Here is an 18175-nt window from a genome sequence, read left to right on the forward strand (position 1 = left end):
AACAATGAACAGGATTTTCTCCACCCTCGGTTTTTCGCTATGGATAGCGCTGCTTTCACCGATGGTTCAGGCGGCCAGCCTCAAGACGCTGGATGTCGCGGCGTTACCGGGTGATCGCATCGAGTTGAAGCTGTCGTTCGACAGCCCGCCACCGCAACCCAAGGGCTACACCACCGAATCGCCGGCGCGAATCGCCCTGGATCTGCCGGGTGTCGCCAGCCAACTGACGAGCAAGACCCGCGATCTGGGCAGCGGTAACGCGCGAACCGCCACAGTGGTGGAAGCCAACGACCGCACGCGCCTGATCATCAGCCTGACGCAACTGACGTCCTACACCTCGCGGGTCGAGGGCAACAATCTGTTCGTAGTGGTCGGGCAGGGCGCCAAGCCTGCTGCGCCACGGCCAGCCGCTGTTGCGCCACGACCGGTCGCGGCTCCAGCGCCGGCGAAGGCTTATACCCCCGTCGCCAAAACCATTCGTGGTGTCGACTTCCAGCGCGGCACTGCGGGGGAGGGCAACGTGGTCATTGACCTTTCGGACCCGACCATCGCCCCGGACATCCAGGAGCATGACGGCAAGATCATCCTGAGCTTTGCTCGCACGCAGTTGCCCGACAGGCTGCGGGTGCGCCTCGACGTCAAGGACTTCGCCACGCCGGTGCAGTTCGTCAACGCTGCCGCCACCGGTGATCGTGCGGTCATCACCGTCGAACCCAGCGGCACGTTCGACTATTCCACCTACCAGACCGACAACAAACTGACCGTCAGCATTCGCCCGATGACGGTCGATGACCTGCAAAAGCGCAACGCTGACCGCAACAGCTACAGCGGCGAAAAGCTTTCGCTGAATTTCCAGGACATCGACGTGCGCTCGGTGCTGCAACTGATCGCCGATTTCACCAACCTCAATCTGGTGGCCAGCGATACCGTGCAGGGCGGGATCACCTTGCGTCTGCAAAACGTGCCGTGGGATCAGGCGCTGGACCTGGTGCTGAAAACCAAGGGGCTGGATAAACGCAAGATCGGCAACGTGTTGCTGGTGGCGCCGGCCGACGAAATCGCCGCCCGCGAACGCCAGGAACTGGAGTCACAGAAACAGATCGCCGAACTTGCGCCGCTGCGCCGCGAGCTGCTGCAAGTGAATTACGCCAAGGCCGCGGACATCGCCAAGCTGTTCCAGTCGGTGACCAGCGCCGAGGCGAAAATCGACGAGCGTGGCTCGATCACTGTCGATGAGCGCACCAACAACATCATTGCCTACCAGACCCAGGATCGCCTCGACGAACTGCGGCGGATCGTGGCGCAACTGGATATTCCGGTGCGTCAGGTGATGATCGAGGCGCGGATCGTCGAGGCCAACGTCGATTACGACAAGAGTCTGGGCGTGCGCTGGGGCGGTTCGATCCAGAACAAGGGCAACTGGAACACCTCGGGGGTCAGCAATGGCTCGTCGACCACCATCGGCACACCGGGCAGTACCAGTACCAACTCGCCGTTCGTCGACATGGGCACGGTGGGTAATACCTCGGGGATCGGCATCGCCTTCATCACCGACAATGTGCTGCTCGATCTTGAGCTGACCGCCATGGAGAAGACCGGCAACGGTGAGATCGTCTCGCAGCCCAAAGTGGTCACCTCCGACAAAGAGACGGCGAAGATCCTCAAGGGCACCGAGATTCCGTATCAGGAGGCGAGCTCCAGCGGTGCGACGTCGGTGTCGTTCAAGGAGGCTTCGCTGTCGCTGGAAGTGACGCCGCAGATCACCCCCGACAACCGCATCATCATGGAGGTCAAGGTCACCAAGGACGAACCGGACTACCTGAACAAAGTGCAGGATGTACCGCCGATCAAGAAGAACGAGGTCAACGCCAAGGTGCTGGTGAACGACGGCGAGACCATCGTGATTGGGGGCGTTTTCTCAAATACTCAAAGCAAGGTCGTAGATAAGGTGCCATTTCTTGGCGATGTGCCGTATCTTGGCCGCCTTTTCCGGCGTGATGTGGTTTCGGAGAAAAAATCCGAGCTGCTGGTATTTCTCACTCCGCGTATCATGAATAACCAGGCGATTGCTGTGAGTCGTTGATTCTGTGCGAAATTTGATTCTTGTAGGACCGATGGGCGCTGGAAAAAGCACCATCGGCCGGTTGCTGGCCAAAGAGCTGCGCCTGCCGTTCAAAGATTCCGACAAGGAAATTGAACTGCGCACGGGCGCCAATATCCCGTGGATCTTCGACAAGGAAGGCGAGCCCGGCTTTCGTGACCGTGAGCAGGCGATGATCGCCGAGCTGTGCGCGTTCGACGGCGTGGTGCTGGCGACCGGTGGCGGCGCGGTGATGCGTGATGCCAACCGCAAGGCCCTGCACGCGGGCGGACGGGTGGTATATCTGCACGCCTCCGTCGAGCAGCAGGTCGGGCGTACGTCGCGCGATCGCAATCGTCCTTTGCTGCGCACCGCCGATCCGGCGAAAACCCTGCGAGACCTGCTCGAGATCCGCGATCCGCTCTATCGAGAGATCGCCGATCTGGTGGTTGAAACCGACGAACGGCCACCGCGCATGGTGGTGCTCGACATTCTCGACCGTCTGGCGCAGCTGCCACCCCGTTAAAGCGCCGCCGGAAATGCGCTATCCTCGGCGTCCTGTCACAGCCGCCGAGGTTGTGGCGGATGGCGTGCGAGCGGCGTCAGATTCGCTATAGGCCGCAGACAACCAATAATTCAGGGCAGGACGCCTGCTTCCATCTTCACTGTGGGGACACATGCAGACACTCAAGGTCGATCTAGGCGAGCGCAGCTACCCGATTCATATTGGCGAAGGTTTGTTGGATCAGCCCGAGTTGCTGGCGCCGCATATCCATGGGCGGCAAGTGGCAATCATCTCCAACGAGACCGTTGCGCCGCTCTATCTCGAACGTCTGACCCGCAGCCTTGCGCAGTTCTCGGTGATCTCGGTGGTGCTGCCGGACGGCGAAGCCTTCAAGAACTGGGAAACCCTGCAACTGATCTTCGACGGCCTGCTGACTGCCCGTCACGACCGCCGCACCACGATCATCGCCCTCGGCGGCGGTGTCATTGGTGACATGGCCGGTTTTGCCGCCGCCTGCTACCAGCGCGGTGTCGATTTCATCCAGATTCCTACCACGCTGCTGTCCCAGGTCGATTCGTCGGTGGGCGGCAAGACCGGTATCAACCATCCGCTGGGCAAGAACATGGTCGGCGCGTTCTATCAGCCGAACGTGGTGCTGATCGATACTGCATCCCTGAAAACCCTGCCAGAGCGTGAGCTGTCCGCCGGTCTGGCCGAAGTCATCAAGTACGGTCTGATCTGCGACGAGCCGTTCCTGACCTGGCTCGAAGACAACGTCGACGCCTTGCGCGCGCTGGACCAGAAGGCCCTGACCTATGCCATCGAGCGCTCCTGCGCGGCCAAGGCTGCAGTGGTCGGTGCCGATGAGAAGGAAACCGGCGTGCGCGCCACGCTCAATCTCGGCCACACCTTCGGCCACGCCATCGAGACCCACATGGGCTATGGTGTCTGGTTGCATGGTGAGGCGGTGGCCGCTGGCACCGTGATGGCGCTGGAAATGTCCGCGCGTCTGGGCTGGATCAGCGAGCAGGAACGTGATCGCGGCATTCGTCTGTTCCAGCGTGCCGGTCTGCCGGTGATTCCGCCGGAAGAAATGACCGAAGCCGATTTTCTCGAACATATGGCAATTGATAAAAAAGTGATCGACGGTCGTCTGCGCCTGGTGCTGCTGCGCCGGATGGGCGAAGCGGTGGTGACCGCCGATTATCCGAAAGAGGTTCTACAGGCCACGCTGGGAGCGGATTACCGCGCTCTGGCTCAGCTTAAAGGTTAATAAGATTCCGATGACTAGTTTGCATGCCGACGAGGCGTTCCTCGGCCATTTCCAGTTAAGTCACGACCCTTTCGCGCCGCGGGTGCCGGGCTTCAAATTCTTCCCGGCCCAGCGCAAGCCGGTGCTGGGGCAACTGCACCACCTGGCGCGTTACAGCCAGTTGCTGCTGGTGGTCACCGGCCCGCAAGGCAGCGGCAAGACCCTGCTGCGCCAGGCGCTGGTGGCCAGCACCAACAAGCAATCGGTACAAAGCGTTGTCGTGTCGGCCCGTGGAGCTGGCGATGCCGCCGGCGTGCTGCGTCAGGTGGCTCAGGCACTGAACGTGGCTCAGGCCGAAGTTGGCGCGATTCTGGATCAGGTGGTGCAGCTCGCGCTTACCGGCCAGGAGGTCTATCTGCTGGTGGATGACGCCGAGCAGCTCGACGAATCCGCGCTCGAAGCGCTGATGGCGCTAGGGGCCGGTGCACCGGAAGGTCGCCCGCATGTGTTCCTGTTCGGTGAGTCGTCGCTGATCGCGCAACTGGAGGCCTTGCACCTCGAGGAAGAGCGCTTCCACGTCATCGAACTGCAGCCGTATACCGAAGAAGAGACCCGCGAATATCTCGACCAACGGCTGGAAGGTGCGGGCCGGGGTGTCGAACTTTTCACCGCGGATCAGATCTCTGAGATTCACGAAAGCGCCGAGGGCTGGCCTGGCAACATCAACCAGGTCGCTCGCGATGCACTGATCGAAGTCATGATTGCCAGCCGCTCTGCGGTCAAGCGTCCAAGTATGGGGTTCAACATGCCGAAGAAACACGTATTGGCGATATCCGCCGTCGTTGTGGTCGCGGTCGCCGCCGCCTGGCTGATGCCGGGTCGCAACAAGGCGCCAACCACTGGCGCACCCGCCAACGAACAGGCACAACTGCCATTGGGTCAGGGCGCCAAGGGTGGCGCACCGAATGTCGAGTTCGCCGGCAATACCCAGCCGATGCCGCTGCCGCTGGTCGGCAACTCGCAACCGGTGATGCGCGGCCCGCTGGCTGAAGCTGCGGGTGGCATCACTGAAGGTGACGACGGCGTGCCGGTCGAAGGCTCCAGCGCAACGCCGCCGACCGTCACGACTTCCGCACCACCGGCAGGTGTTCCGGCCGGCCCGGCTCCGACGCCAGTACCTGTTCCGGCGGCCAAGCCGACCCCGGCACCGACTCAGGTCGCCACCGCCAAGCCTGCTCCGGCAGCGCCAGCGGCCAAACCGGCTCCGGCTCCGGCCAAGCCTGTTGCGGCTGCCAAACCGGCCGAGAAGCCGGTTACCGTGGCCAAGGCTGCCGGTGGCAGCTGGTACGCCGGTCAACCGACCAGCAACTACGTGGTGCAGATCCTCGGCACCAGCTCCGAAGCGACCGCGCAGAACTTCGTCAAGGAGCAGGGCGGCGAGTACCGTTATTTCAAGAAAGTCCTTAACGGCAAGCCTCTCTACGTGATCACCTACGGCAACTTCGCCAATCGTGATGCAGCCGTTTCTGCCATCAAGGCCTTGCCAGCGAAGGTTCAGGCTGGTAAACCTTGGCCTCGCACTGTCGCCAGCGTCCAACAGGAACTGGCAACAACTCGCTGAAGATTCGGCGGCCTTACCCAGGCCGCCTCTCCAAGCACCTCAAAATTTCTACGAGTGCGCGCCGTCTCTACAGACCGCGTGCCTTGTGGTGTCTGCGTCACAGTAGTCTTTGAGTCGTTGCGGTCAAAATTAAAAAAGTTTTGACTAGCACAGCAGATCGCTTTAAACCTTTCACAAATGCGACATTAATTTGCGACATTTCGTCGTCAAATTTGTGAGCCTCTGTGTCGCTGTGTACAATGACCACCCTTTTGCCCCCGCAAAGCCGGCGTACGTTCGGCGCGGCAAGCAAGTGGTTGAATTGAAAAGAAATTTGCCTCGAAAAGAGGCAGCCTGGTGAGAAAGTGTCTATGAAAGCAGGTCTGTACCAACCAGATGAATTCAAGGATAACTGCGGTTTCGGCCTGATAGCCCATATGCAGGGCGAGCCCAGTCATACCCTTTTGCAAACGGCCATCGAGGCCCTGACCTGCATGACCCACCGCGGTGGGATTAATGCCGACGGCAAGACCGGTGACGGTTGCGGTCTGCTGATTCAAAAGCCTGACGCGTTCCTGCGGGCGATGGCCCAGGAAAACTTCAGCGTCGAGCTGCCCAAGCAATATGCCGTGGGCATGGTCTTCTTCAACCAGGATCCGGCCAAGGCCGAAGCCGCTCGCGAGAACATGAACCGCGAGATCCTCGCTGAAGGCCTGCAACTGATCGGCTGGCGCAAAGTGCCGATCGACACCAGCGTCCTCGGCCGCCTGGCCCTCGAGCGCCTGCCGCAGATCGAGCAGGTGTACATCGGCGGTGAAGGCCTGAGCGATCAGGACATGGCGGTCAAGCTGTTCAGCGCCCGTCGTCGCTCGTCGGTGGCCAACGCCGCCGACACCGACCACTACATCTGCAGCTTTTCGCACAAGACCATCATCTATAAAGGCCTGATGATGCCGGCCGACCTGGCCGCGTTCTATCCGGACCTGGGTGACCAGCGCCTGCAAACCGCGATCTGCGTGTTCCACCAGCGCTTCTCCACCAACACCTTGCCGAAATGGCCGCTGGCCCAGCCATTCCGCTTCCTCGCCCACAACGGCGAGATCAACACCATCACTGGTAACCGTAACTGGGCACAGGCCCGTCGGACCAAGTTCACCAACGATCTGATGGATCTGGAGGAGCTCGGCCCGCTGGTCAACCGTGTCGGTTCCGACTCCTCGAGCATGGACAACATGCTCGAACTGATGGTCACCGGTGGCATCGACCTGTTCCGTGGCGTGCGGATGATCATTCCGCCTGCGTGGCAGAACGTTGAAACCATGGACCCGGATCTGCGTGCGTTCTACGAGTACAACTCGATGCACATGGAACCGTGGGACGGCCCGGCCGGCGTGGTGATGACCGATGGTCGTTACGCGGTGTGCCTGCTCGACCGTAACGGTCTGCGTCCGGCGCGCTGGGTCACCACCACCAACGGTTTCATTACCGTTGCGTCGGAAATCGGCGTCTGGAACTACCAGCCGCAAGACGTGATCGCCAAGGGCCGTGTCGGCCCGGGGCAGATCCTCGCCGTGGACACCGAAACCGGGCAGATCCTCGACACCGACGCGATCGACAACCGTCTGAAGTCCCGTCATCCGTACAAGCAATGGTTGCGCAAGAATGCCCTGCGCATCCAGGCGACCATGGAAGACAACGACCACGGTTCGGCGTTCTACGACGTCGATCAGCTCAAGCAATACATGAAGATGTATCAGGTCACGTTCGAAGAGCGTGATCAGGTGCTGCGTCCGCTCGGCGAACAGGGCTACGAAGCCGTTGGCTCGATGGGCGACGACACGCCGATGGCCGTGCTGTCGCAGCGCGTGCGCACGCCGTACGACTATTTCCGCCAGCAGTTCGCGCAGGTCACCAACCCGCCGATCGACCCGCTGCGTGAAGCGATCGTGATGTCGCTGGAAATCTGCCTCGGGGCCGAGCGCAACATCTTCCAGGAATCGCCGGAGCACGCCTCGCGCGTGATCCTCAGCTCGCCAGTGATCTCGCCGGCCAAGTGGCGCTCGCTGATGAACCTCGACCGCCCGGGTTTCGAGCGGCAGATCATCGACCTCAACTACGACGAAAGCGTCGGCCTCGAAGCGGCGATCCGCAACGTTGCGGATCAGGCTGAAGAAGCCGTGCGTGCCGGGCGTACCCAGATCGTCCTGAGCGACCGTCATATCGCGCCGGGCAAACTGCCGATCCACGCTTCGCTGGCCACCGGTGCAGTGCACCATCGTCTGACCGAAAAAGGCCTGCGCTGCGATTCCAACATCCTCGTGGAAACCGCCACCGCGCGCGATCCGCACCACTTTGCGGTGCTGATCGGTTTCGGCGCCTCGGCGGTCTATCCATTCCTGGCCTACGAAGTGCTGGGCGACCTGATCCGTACCGGTGAAGTGCTGGGCGACCTCTATGAGGTCTTCAAGAACTACCGTAAGGGCATCACCAAAGGCCTGCTGAAGATTCTGTCGAAGATGGGCATCTCGACCATCGCCTCGTACCGTGGTGCGCAGCTGTTCGAAGCCATCGGCCTGTCCGAAGAAGTGTGCGAGCTGAGCTTCCGTGGCGTGCCGAGCCGCATCAAGGGTGCGCGTTTCGTCGACATCGAAGCCGAGCAGAAAGCCCTCGCTACCGAAGCCTGGAGCCCGCGCAAACCGATCCAGCAGGGCGGTCTGCTGAAGTTCGTCCACGGCGGCGAATACCACGCGTACAACCCGGACGTGGTCAACACCCTGCAAGCCGCCGTGCAGCAGGGCGACTATGCCAAGTTCAAGGAATACACCTCGCTGGTGGACAACCGTCCGGTATCGATGATTCGCGACCTGTTCAAGGTCAAGACCCTCGACAAGCCGCTGGACATCAGTGAAGTCGAACCGCTGGAATCGGTGCTCAAGCGCTTCGACTCCGCCGGTATCTCGCTGGGCGCTCTGTCGCCGGAAGCGCACGAAGCCTTGGCCGAAGCCATGAACCGCCTCGGTGCGCGTTCCAACTCCGGCGAAGGCGGCGAAGACCCGGCGCGCTACGGCACCATCAAGAGCTCGAAAATCAAGCAGGTCGCGACCGGCCGTTTCGGTGTCACCCCGGAATACCTGGTCAACGCCGAAGTGCTGCAGATCAAGGTCGCGCAGGGTGCCAAACCGGGCGAGGGCGGGCAACTGCCGGGCGGCAAGGTCAACGGGCTGATCGCCAAGCTGCGTTACGCAGTGCCGGGCGTGACCCTGATTTCGCCGCCGCCGCACCACGACATCTATTCGATTGAAGACTTGTCGCAGCTGATCTTCGACCTGAAACAGGTCAACCCGAAGGCGCTGGTTTCGGTGAAACTGGTCGCTGAAGCCGGCGTTGGCACCATTGCTGCCGGTGTGGCCAAGGCCTATGCGGACTTGATCACCATTTCTGGTTACGACGGTGGCACCGGTGCTTCGCCGCTGACCTCGATCAAATACGCGGGTGCGCCGTGGGAGCTCGGCCTGGCTGAAACCCACCAGACTCTGCGCGGCAACGACCTGCGCGGCAAAGTCCGGGTGCAGACCGACGGTGGCCTGAAAACCGGCCTCGACGTGATCAAGGCAGCGATCCTCGGCGCCGAAAGCTTCGGCTTCGGTACCGCGCCAATGATCGCTCTGGGCTGCAAATACCTGCGCATCTGCCACCTGAACAACTGCGCCACCGGCGTCGCGACTCAGAACGAGAAGCTGCGCAAGGATCACTACATCGGCACCGTCGACATGGTGGTGAACTTCTTCACCTACGTCGCCGAAGAAACCCGTGAGTGGCTGGCCAAGCTCGGCGTGCGTTCCCTCGAAGAGCTGATCGGCCGTACCGATCTGCTGGAAATCCTCGAAGGCCAGACCGCCAAGCAACACCATCTGGATCTGACCCCGCTGTTGGGCAGCGATCACATCCCGGCGGACAAACCGCAATTCTGCGGCGTTGAGCGCAACCCGCCGTTCGACCAGGGCCTGCTGGCCGAGAAAATGGTCGACATGGCGACGTCGGCGATCAACGACCTCAGCGGCGCCGAGTTCGAACTGGACATCTGCAACTGCGACCGTTCGATCGGTGCGCGGATCTCCGGCGAAATCGCACGCAAGCACGGCAATCAGGGCATGGCCAACGCGCCAATCACCTTCCGCTTCAAAGGCACGGCCGGTCAGAGCTTCGGCGTGTGGAACGCCGGCGGTCTGCACATGTACCTGGAAGGCGACGCCAACGACTACGTCGGCAAAGGCATGACCGGCGGCAAACTGGTCATCGTGCCGCCGAAGGGCAGCGTCTATCAGACTCAAAACAGCGCCATCATCGGCAACACCTGCCTGTACGGCGCCACCGGCGGCAAGCTGTTCGCCGCCGGCACCGCGGGCGAGCGTTTCGCTGTGCGTAACTCCGGTGCCCACACGGTCGTGGAAGGCACTGGCGATCACTGCTGCGAGTACATGACCGGTGGTTTCGTCTGCGTATTGGGCAAGACCGGTTACAACTTCGGCTCTGGCATGACCGGTGGTTTCGCCTACGTGCTCGATCAGGACAACACCTTCGTTGACCGGGTCAACCACGAACTGGTGGAAATCCAGCGGATCAGCGGCGAGGCGATGGAAGCCTACCGCAGCCACCTGCAGAACGTGCTGAACGAGTACGTCAAGGAAACCGAGAGCGAGTGGGGTCGTGAACTCGCCGAGAACCTTGATGACTACCTGCGTCGTTTCTGGCTGGTCAAGCCTAAGGCTGCCAACCTGAAGTCGTTGCTTTCCAGCACTCGTGCCAACCCGCAGTGATATGCGCCTGAAGAGTTTGATGAGGTTTTAACAATGGCTGAACGTCTGAATAACGACTTCCAGTTCATCGATGTCGGGCGCAAGGATCCGAAGAAGAAACTGTTGCGTCAACGCAAGAAAGAGTTTGTCGAGATCTACGAACCGTTCAAACCCCAGCAGTCGGCCGACCAGGCCCACCGCTGCCTGGGTTGCGGCAACCCGTATTGCGAATGGAAGTGCCCGGTGCACAACTTCATTCCCAACTGGCTGAAGCTGGTGGCCGAGGGCAACATCCTCCAGGCCGCCGAGCTGTCGCACCAGACCAACACCCTGCCGGAAGTCTGCGGCCGGGTGTGCCCGCAGGATCGTCTGTGCGAGGGCGCCTGCACCCTCAACGACGGTTTCGGCGCGGTGACCATCGGTTCGGTCGAGAAGTACATCACCGACACCGCATTCGCCATGGGCTGGCGCCCGGACATGTCCAAGGTCAAACCGACCGGCAAACGTGTCGCGATTATCGGTGCGGGCCCGGCGGGTCTGGGCTGTGCCGACGTGCTGGTGCGTGGCGGTGTGACCCCGGTGGTGTTCGACAAGAACCCGGAAATCGGCGGTCTGCTGACCTTCGGCATTCCCGAGTTCAAGCTTGAGAAGACCGTGCTGAGCAATCGTCGCGAAGTCTTCACCGGCATGGGCATTGAGTTCCGCCTCAACACTGAGGTCGGCAAGGACGTGACCATGGAGCAACTGCTCGCCGAATACGATGCGGTATTCATGGGCATGGGCACCTACACCTACATGAAGGGCGGTTTTGCCGGTGAGGACCTGCCGGGCGTCTACGACGCGCTGGACTTCCTGATTGCCAACGTCAACCGCAACCTGGGCTTTGAAAAGTCGCCGGAAGATTTCGTCGACATGAAAGGCAAGAAGGTCGTGGTACTCGGCGGTGGCGACACGGCGATGGACTGCAACCGCACCTCGATCCGTCAGGGCGCCAAGTCGGTGACCTGTGCTTATCGTCGTGACGAAGCGAACATGCCCGGCTCGCGCAAAGAGGTGAAGAACGCCAAGGAAGAAGGCGTGAAATTCCTCTACAACCGCCAGCCAATCGCGATCGTTGGCGAGGACAAGGTCGAAGGCGTGAAAGTGGTCGAGACCCGTCTCGGCGAACCGGACGCCCGTGGCCGCCGCAGCCCCGAGCCGATCCCGGGCTCCGAAGAGATCATCCCGGCCGACGCCGTGGTCATCGCGTTCGGTTTCCGCCCGAGCCCGGCGCCGTGGTTCGAACAGTTCGAAATCCAGACCGACAGCCAGGGCCGCGTCGTCGCGCCTGAGCACGGTCAGTACAAGCACCAGACCAGCAACCCGAAAATCTTCGCCGGTGGCGACATGGTGCGCGGTTCCGACCTGGTGGTAACGGCAATCTTCGAAGGCCGCAATGCGGCTGAAGGGATCCTCGATTACCTGGGCGTCTGATTACATTTCAGCCTGAAATGCGATCAAAAATGTGGGAGCGGGCTTGCTCGCGAAGGCTTTGTATCAGTCACCCGATGTATTGACTGACACACCGCTTTCGCGAGCAAGCCCGCTCCCACATTGGTTTCTGTGCGCTCAATACAGCGCAATAAATTGACCCGATAGACAAAAGGCTGACCTGCATCCGTGCCTTTTGCGTCGCGCTCTGAGAAAATGCCCGCACTTTTTTTCCGGATGCCGACATGACTGCCCTGAAGAACGACCGTTTCCTCCGCGCCCTGCTCAAGCAACCCGTTGACGTCACCCCGGTGTGGATGATGCGCCAGGCCGGCCGCTACCTGCCTGAATACCGCGCCAGCCGTGCCCAGGCCGGTGATTTCATGAGCCTGTGCATGAATCCGGAATTCGCTTGCGAAGTCACAATGCAACCGCTCGACCGCTACCCGCAACTGGACGCGGCGATCCTGTTTTCCGACATCCTCACCATTCCCGATGCCATGGGCCAGGGCCTGTACTTCGAGACCGGTGAAGGCCCGCGCTTCAAGAAAGTCGTCAGCACCCTGGCCGACATCGAAGCGTTGCCGATCCCTGATCCGCACAAAGACCTCGGCTACGTGATGGACGCGGTCAGCACCATCCGCCGCGAGCTGAACGGCCGTGTGCCGCTGATCGGCTTCTCCGGCAGCCCGTGGACCCTCGCCACCTACATGGTTGAAGGCGGTTCGTCGAAGGACTTCCGCAAGACCAAGGCGATGCTCTACGACAACCCGCAAGCCATGCACCTGCTGCTGGACAAGCTGGCGCAGTCGGTGACCTCGTACCTCAACGGCCAGATCCAGGCCGGCGCGCAAGCGGTGCAGATCTTCGATACCTGGGGCGGCAATCTTTCGGCGGCGGCGTACCAGGAGTTCTCTCTGGCCTACATGAAGAAAATCGTCAGCGGCCTGATCCGCGAGCACGACGGTCGCAAGGTGCCGGTGATCCTCTTCACCAAGAACGGCGGCCTGTGGCTGGAAAGCATCGCCGAGGCCGGCGCCGACGCATTGGGTCTGGACTGGACCTGCGACATCGGCAACGCCCGCGCCCGCGTCGGCGACAAGGTCGCGCTGCAAGGCAACATGGACCCGACCGTGCTCTACGCCAAACCGGAAGCGATCCGCACTGAAGTCGGGCGCATTCTGGCCAGCTATGGCAAAGGCAGTGGCCACGTGTTCAACCTGGGTCACGGCATCACTCCGGAAGTCGACCCAGAGCACGCCGGTGCGTTCCTGCGCGCGGTACATGAACTGTCGGCGCAGTATCACGAGTAAGATTTTGACACTACCGCCCGAATGCAATGTTCGGGCGGTAATTGATTTTTGTATGTTTAAGTTGAAAGTGCAATAAATCTTGCTCGTAAAGATTGTTTACTTTGTGCAGTTTCTGTTAATGGTTTTCTCGTTGACGCTGATAATTCAGAGCCTTGTAATGGCGCCACTTGTTTATCAGGATGGTTGCAATGAAAAGGGTTGGATATTCGCGTCTCCAGATTGCTTTGCACTGGATATCTGCGGCAGTAATTTTATGGGCTCTATTGTCTGGCTTCTATGTGTCAGTCATTAAAGTTGCAGCGGAAACAAAATCGATAGTCGGATTTATAAATGTTTCGGTGACGGCTTTATTTGTTCCGGTATTTATACTGAGATTGTATATTTCTGTCAGAGGCTCTCATACCTCTCGCGAGGTGGCCAAGCCCTTTATGGAGTGTCTGGCGAGCTGGATGCATAAGTCTATTTATCTGATGACGGCGGTTGTCTTGCTCACAGGAATATTAATGATGGATCGACCGATCAATATATTTGATCTGGTTCTTATTCCGGCGCCGCTGAACGATCTACAGTGGATTGATCGGTTCTTCGTCATCCATGTTTGGGCGTGCGTGATGTTACTGGTTCAAGTAGCGCTACACATCGCAGCCGTTATCAAACACGAAATGTGTGGGCGCCGAATCCTGAAAAAAATGGTGTTCTGACTCAAGCGGGAGCGCTGCCACCGAGGGGCGGCAACTTCGCCAGTTTCAACGCCACCAACAGCGCGATCATCAACAGGGCGCCAATAAACAGGCCGATGCCATTCCACCCGCCGAGATGCCAGAACACCCCGCCAGCCGTGCCGGCAATACTCGACCCGGCGTAATAGCTGAACAAATACAACGACGACGCCTGGCCCTTGGCCTTGGTCGCCCGCCGGCCGATCCAGCTGCTCGCCACCGAGTGCGCGCCGAAGAAGCCGAAGGTGAAGATCAGCATGCCGACGATCACCAGCAACAGCGGCGTGAACATAGTCAGTGCAAGGCCGGCGAACATCAGTGCGATGGTTGCCCACAGCACTTTGCGCCGCCCCAGTTTGTCCGCCAGCGAACCGATTTTCGCCGAACTGTAGATGCCCGACAGGTACACCACCGACAGCAAACCGACGAACACCTGATCGAGGTTGTACGGCGCGGCCAGCAGGCGATAACCGATGTAGTTGAACAGGGTGACGAAGGCGCCCATCAGCACGAACGCTTCAAGAAACAGCAGCGGCAGGCCGGCGTCGCGAAAGTGCATGGTGAAGCCATCAAGCAGGCTGCGTGGATGCAGCGAGCGTGAGCGGAAGTTGCGCGATTCGGGAAGGATCTTCCAGAACACCGCCGCTGCGACCAGCGCCAGACCGCCAATCACCAGCATCGCCGTGTGCCAGCTGACGAAATCGATCAACACTCCGGTGATCAAGCGTCCGCTCATCCCGCCAATCGCGTTGCCGCCGATGTACAGGCCCATCGCCAGACCGATGTGCTGCGGATGGATTTCCTCGCTCAGATACGTCATCGCCACCGCCGCCAGACCACTCAACGACAGCCCGATCAGCGCACGCATGATCAGCACGCCGTGCCAGCTCGGCATCATCGAACTGGCAATGGTGCACAGCGCGGCGGCGAACAGTGCCGTGACCATCACCGGTTTGCGCCCGACGCGGTCGGAGATCGGCCCGGTGATCAGCAGACCGAAGGCCAGCATGCCGGTCGCCACCGACAGAATCAGGCTGCTCTGCGCGGCGTTGATCGAATATTCGTGGGACAGCAGCGGCATCATCGGCTGCACGCAGTACAGCAGGGCGAAGGTCGCGAAGCCGCCGCTGAACAGCGCCAGCACCGTGCGCATGAACATCGGTGTACCTTTTTCGATGTAGATCTCCTGCAGCTCGGCGATGACATCGTCCGCCGCGGCAGGCGGAACTTCATGGGCAAGAGGGGCGGCGGCGGTTTTCACATCAGACCTCGGAGGGCACGGCCAGGCAGGCAATGAAAAAATCATATAGCTGGCTAATGTTTCTATCCAATATATTGTTCGACCTGTTTGATAGCTTTAACGACCTAATGGGGTTTCCATGGAATTGCGTCATCTGCGCTACTTCATCGCCGTCGCCGAAGAATTGCATTTCGGCCGCGCCGCACAGATGCTGGGGATCTCTCAGCCACCGCTGAGTCAGCAGATTCAGGCGTTGGAGCAAGAGGTCGGCGCGCGGTTGTTCGAGCGCACCAATCGTCGGGTCGAGCTGAGCGAGGCCGGCCGATTGTTTCTGCAGGAGGCGCGGCTGGTGCTGGCGCAGGTCGACAAAGCGGCGGACGTCGCCCGGCGTGCGCAACTCGGCGAACTCGGTGAATTGAAGATTGGCTTCACCTCGTCGGCGCCATTCAACTCGACCATTCCCCAGGCGATTTTTGCTTTTCGTCAGCGTTTCCCGGCAGTGCACCTGAACCTGCGGGAGATGAGCAGCACCATGGTCGCGGATGCGCTGGTGGATCAGTCGATCGAAGTCGGGATCATGCGCCCGCTGGGCCTGCCGGATTCGCTCAGTGTGGTGGAGCTGATGCGTGAGCCGCTGGTGGCGGTGCTCGGCTCCAAACATCCGTTGGCCCAGGGCAGCGAGGAAGGCTTGTTCCTCTCGGCGCTGGCGCTGGAGCCGTTCGTGTTCTTTCCACGCAGCTACGGCAGCGGGCTGTATGCGCAGCTGCTCAGTCTGGCCCGCGATGCCGGATTCAGTCCGCACTTCGCCCAAGAGGCCGGTGAGGCGATGACCATCATCGGACTGGTCGCAGCGGGGCTGGGGGTTTCGGTGTTGCCGGCGTCGTATCAGCGGATGCGCATTGACGGTGTGGTCTATCGACCGCTGCTCGATCCGGAGGCGGTGTCGGCGGTGTGGCTGGTGCAGCGCAAGGATCAGAAATCGCCAATGGCCAAGGCGTTCGTCGAACTGCTGACGCGCAAGGTCGAACCTTCATCAGTGTGATGCCTGCCGGCCTCTTCGCGAGCAAGCCCGCTCCCACCCTGGAATACGTTCCCCTGTGGGAGCGGGCTTGCTCGCGAAGGCGCTCGCCCAAACACCACACCTCTCAGGGCAACCGCACCAGATCCCCCTTCAACGCCACCCGCGTCACAAACACCCCGGCCCGGCACTCATAAGTATTCAAATCCTTGCGCACATGCTGGTCGTAATAACTGACGATATTGACCACCGCATTCGCCCCGACCCGTTTGGCATCGGCCTGCAACTTGATCAGGTTCGACTGCAGCACCCACTCGCAGGAATCGTGATCACTCTTGTTGAAACCGTTGGTCTTCAGATCACTGACCACATCCCGGCGCAACAAGCGCTGCGTGCCCTGCGGCCCATTGCCGATCAGATAGAACTTCACACTGCCATCCAGCCGCCCGGCGCGAATCGCATCCGAGAGCACGGTCTCGAACGGCATGTACATCAGGTTGGTGGCGTGGCTGGCGCTGGGCAATAACCCGAGGAGCGTGGCGGCGATCAGGGCTTTCACTTGCATGGTCATCTCCTTGACGGTGAAAGAGAACCGCGAGTGCTCGAACAATGGGCTCGCCGTTCTGGCTGGCGATGGTTGAGACCCGCAGGACGAGTGTAGTTGTCGTTCAGGTGATGAGAGGAGTCAGCCCTTTACATTTCTGGTAACGGAACTGCTTTAGGGAAAGTTGCGGTAAATGCGCAAAATCAGTTCTTTTTAGTGAGTGCCATGGATGCCACTTCTCTATCAGCCCAAGGAGGGCAGTGTTCTGATCTGTGATTTCAGAGGTTTTGAAGTACCGGAGATGGTCAAAATCAGGCCCGTGGTGGTGATACGCAAGCACCGATCCAACAGTTTGTTGGTGACTGTGGTGCCATTGAGTACAACTGCGCCGGATTGTGTGCTGGAGCATCATCTGGAGCTCGCCAGCCATCTTCAAGGTGCCAGTTCAACCTGCTGGGCAAAATGCGACATGGTAGCGACGGTCAGTCTTGCGCGACTGGACAGGATCAGAAGTAAAGACCGTCACGGAAAGCGTGTTTACTTGATTTCACATCTTGCAACAGACGAGTTTTACGCCATCAAGACTGCGGTTAGAAAGGCCTTGGGCGTGTAGTAGCCGTTGAGAGGGTGCATCGAAGCCAATTGCCATCCATTGCTGGTAATGACATTTCAGGCAATACTGCCGGCGTTCCCGAAAGGGGCTTGTGAGACTCTGAGGATCCTGGGCAACCAGCCATCACAGAGCCAGACAGGTGGAAGGGCGATGACAAGCCAACCTGTTTGTGAAAGGGCGCCGCAAGGCGCCCTTTGTAGTTTCTACTGTCAATCAATCGACGTGGGCCAAATCCCCACGCAACGCCACGCTCGACACCACCAGGCCGGCGCGGCACTGGAATTTCTCGGTGTCTTTGTACAGGTCGCGCTGGTCGACGCTGGCGATGTTGATCACGGCGTTGGCGTCGGCTTTTTTCGCGGCGTTCTGCAGGGTGGCGAGGGCCGACTGCAGGGCCCAGAAGCAGGCGTCGGTGTCGGATTTGTTCGAACCATTGGTTTTGCGGCTGCTGCTCACGGTGTCGAGTTTGCGCACCTGTTTAGGCAGGGTTTCGCCGGCCAGGTAGAACTTCACACTGCCGTCGAGCAGGCCGGCGTCGGTGGCGCGTTTGACGCCCTCGCGAAAGCTCAGGTAGGTCGGTTCGTCGGCGCCTTGCTTGACGATGCCCAGGTCGTTGACGAACTCGATGTCCGGGTTGATCGACAGTTCCTTGAGCACGTTGTCGCGCAGGCGGTTGACCCAGCGGTTGTAGTTGCCGTGGATCTTGCCGTCCTTGGCGTCGAGGCCGTAGCTGCTGCGGTAGTCGATTTCAAACGAGGTCGGGCTGAACGGGATGTCGACTTCGGCGTGGTGACGGCCGCGTACGGTAATCGCCGCTTTGATCATGCCCGGACGCACCGACTGCACCACCCACTGGCGATCATTGAGCGCGGTGACGATGGCGCGGCTCATCTGTTGCTGGGTGAAGCCGAGGTTGGGCGAGAACTCTTCCTTGGCGTTGTAAACCGGTTTGCTGGTGCAACCGCCGAGCACAAAGGCCAGGGCCAGCAGGGCGGCGATGCGGTGAAACTGAGTCATTCCCTTCA

Annotated in this window: 13 protein-coding genes; 10 read left to right on the plus strand and 3 right to left on the minus strand. The window is 60.4% G+C overall.

Going from position 1 to position 18175, the window contains the following annotated elements; all coding sequences use genetic code 11:
* Positions 1-4: 4 nt before the first annotated feature.
* The 8 genes from pilQ to M0808_RS09845 all read left to right on the plus strand — a co-directional run bounded on the left by pilQ (position 5) and on the right by M0808_RS09845 (position 13717).
* A complete protein-coding gene (pilQ, locus tag M0808_RS09810) occupies positions 5-2083 on the plus strand; it encodes a type IV pilus secretin PilQ (RefSeq protein WP_139053557.1) in 2079 nt (692 codons plus the stop codon).
* Positions 2084-2087: 4 nt separating this feature from the next.
* Positions 2088-2606 carry a shikimate kinase AroK gene (aroK, locus tag M0808_RS09815; protein WP_027611316.1) on the plus strand — a complete coding sequence of 173 codons (519 nt, stop codon included), beginning with the start codon at positions 2088-2090 and terminating at the stop codon, positions 2604-2606.
* A gap of 151 nt (positions 2607-2757) precedes the next feature.
* Positions 2758-3858, plus strand: coding sequence for a 3-dehydroquinate synthase (gene aroB, locus M0808_RS09820; protein WP_027611317.1), 1101 nt, complete (start codon positions 2758-2760; stop codon positions 3856-3858).
* A 10-nt stretch (positions 3859-3868) separates the two neighbouring features.
* The gene (locus M0808_RS09825; protein ID WP_123585560.1) at positions 3869-5458 is read left to right on the plus strand and encodes an AAA family ATPase; all 1590 of its coding nucleotides are present in this window, start codon (positions 3869-3871) and stop codon (positions 5456-5458) included.
* A 350-nt stretch (positions 5459-5808) separates the two neighbouring features.
* The gene (gene gltB / locus M0808_RS09830; RefSeq protein WP_139053555.1) at positions 5809-10254 is read left to right on the plus strand and encodes a glutamate synthase large subunit; all 4446 of its coding nucleotides are present in this window, start codon (positions 5809-5811) and stop codon (positions 10252-10254) included.
* A 33-nt stretch (positions 10255-10287) separates the two neighbouring features.
* Positions 10288-11706: an FAD-dependent oxidoreductase gene (locus M0808_RS09835; RefSeq protein ID WP_134785249.1), complete on the plus strand. Its 1419-nt coding sequence runs from the start codon at positions 10288-10290 to the stop codon at positions 11704-11706.
* A 242-nt stretch (positions 11707-11948) separates the two neighbouring features.
* Complete coding sequence (hemE, locus tag M0808_RS09840; RefSeq protein WP_047290897.1) at positions 11949-13016, plus strand: uroporphyrinogen decarboxylase; 1068 nt, start codon at positions 11949-11951, stop codon at positions 13014-13016.
* 188 nt (positions 13017-13204) lie between these two features.
* Positions 13205-13717, plus strand: a complete 513-nt coding sequence (locus M0808_RS09845) for a cytochrome b/b6 domain-containing protein (RefSeq protein WP_247840912.1) — start codon at positions 13205-13207, stop codon at positions 13715-13717.
* Between the two features lies 1 nt (position 13718).
* On the opposite strand, the gene M0808_RS09850 is transcribed toward M0808_RS09845, so the two are convergent.
* Complete coding sequence (locus M0808_RS09850) at positions 13719-14996, minus strand: MFS transporter (RefSeq protein WP_247840913.1); 1278 nt, start codon at positions 14994-14996, stop codon at positions 13719-13721.
* A gap of 118 nt (positions 14997-15114) precedes the next feature.
* On the opposite strand from M0808_RS09850, the gene M0808_RS09855 reads away from it, so the two are divergent.
* Positions 15115-16017, plus strand: a complete 903-nt coding sequence (locus M0808_RS09855; RefSeq protein WP_247840915.1) for a LysR family transcriptional regulator — start codon at positions 15115-15117, stop codon at positions 16015-16017.
* Positions 16018-16120: 103 nt separating this feature from the next.
* On the opposite strand, the gene M0808_RS09860 is transcribed toward M0808_RS09855, so the two are convergent.
* Complete coding sequence (locus M0808_RS09860; protein ID WP_098966827.1) at positions 16121-16558, minus strand: excinuclease; 438 nt, start codon at positions 16556-16558, stop codon at positions 16121-16123.
* A 208-nt stretch (positions 16559-16766) separates the two neighbouring features.
* Here M0808_RS09860 and M0808_RS09865 point away from each other — a divergent pair, with 208 nt between their 5' ends.
* The gene (locus M0808_RS09865) at positions 16767-17150 is read left to right on the plus strand and encodes a type II toxin-antitoxin system PemK/MazF family toxin (protein WP_115985328.1); all 384 of its coding nucleotides are present in this window, start codon (positions 16767-16769) and stop codon (positions 17148-17150) included.
* 213 nt (positions 17151-17363) lie between these two features.
* On the opposite strand, the gene M0808_RS09870 is transcribed toward M0808_RS09865, so the two are convergent.
* Positions 17364-18167 (minus strand): hypothetical protein, encoded by an 804-nt coding sequence (locus tag M0808_RS09870; protein WP_007967258.1) that lies wholly within the window; start codon positions 18165-18167, stop codon positions 17364-17366.
* Positions 18168-18175: the final 8 nt, after the last annotated feature.

The organism is Pseudomonas sp. MWU12-3103b (assembly GCF_023100615.1).
GTDB lineage: Bacteria > Pseudomonadota > Gammaproteobacteria > Pseudomonadales > Pseudomonadaceae > Aquipseudomonas > Aquipseudomonas putida_A.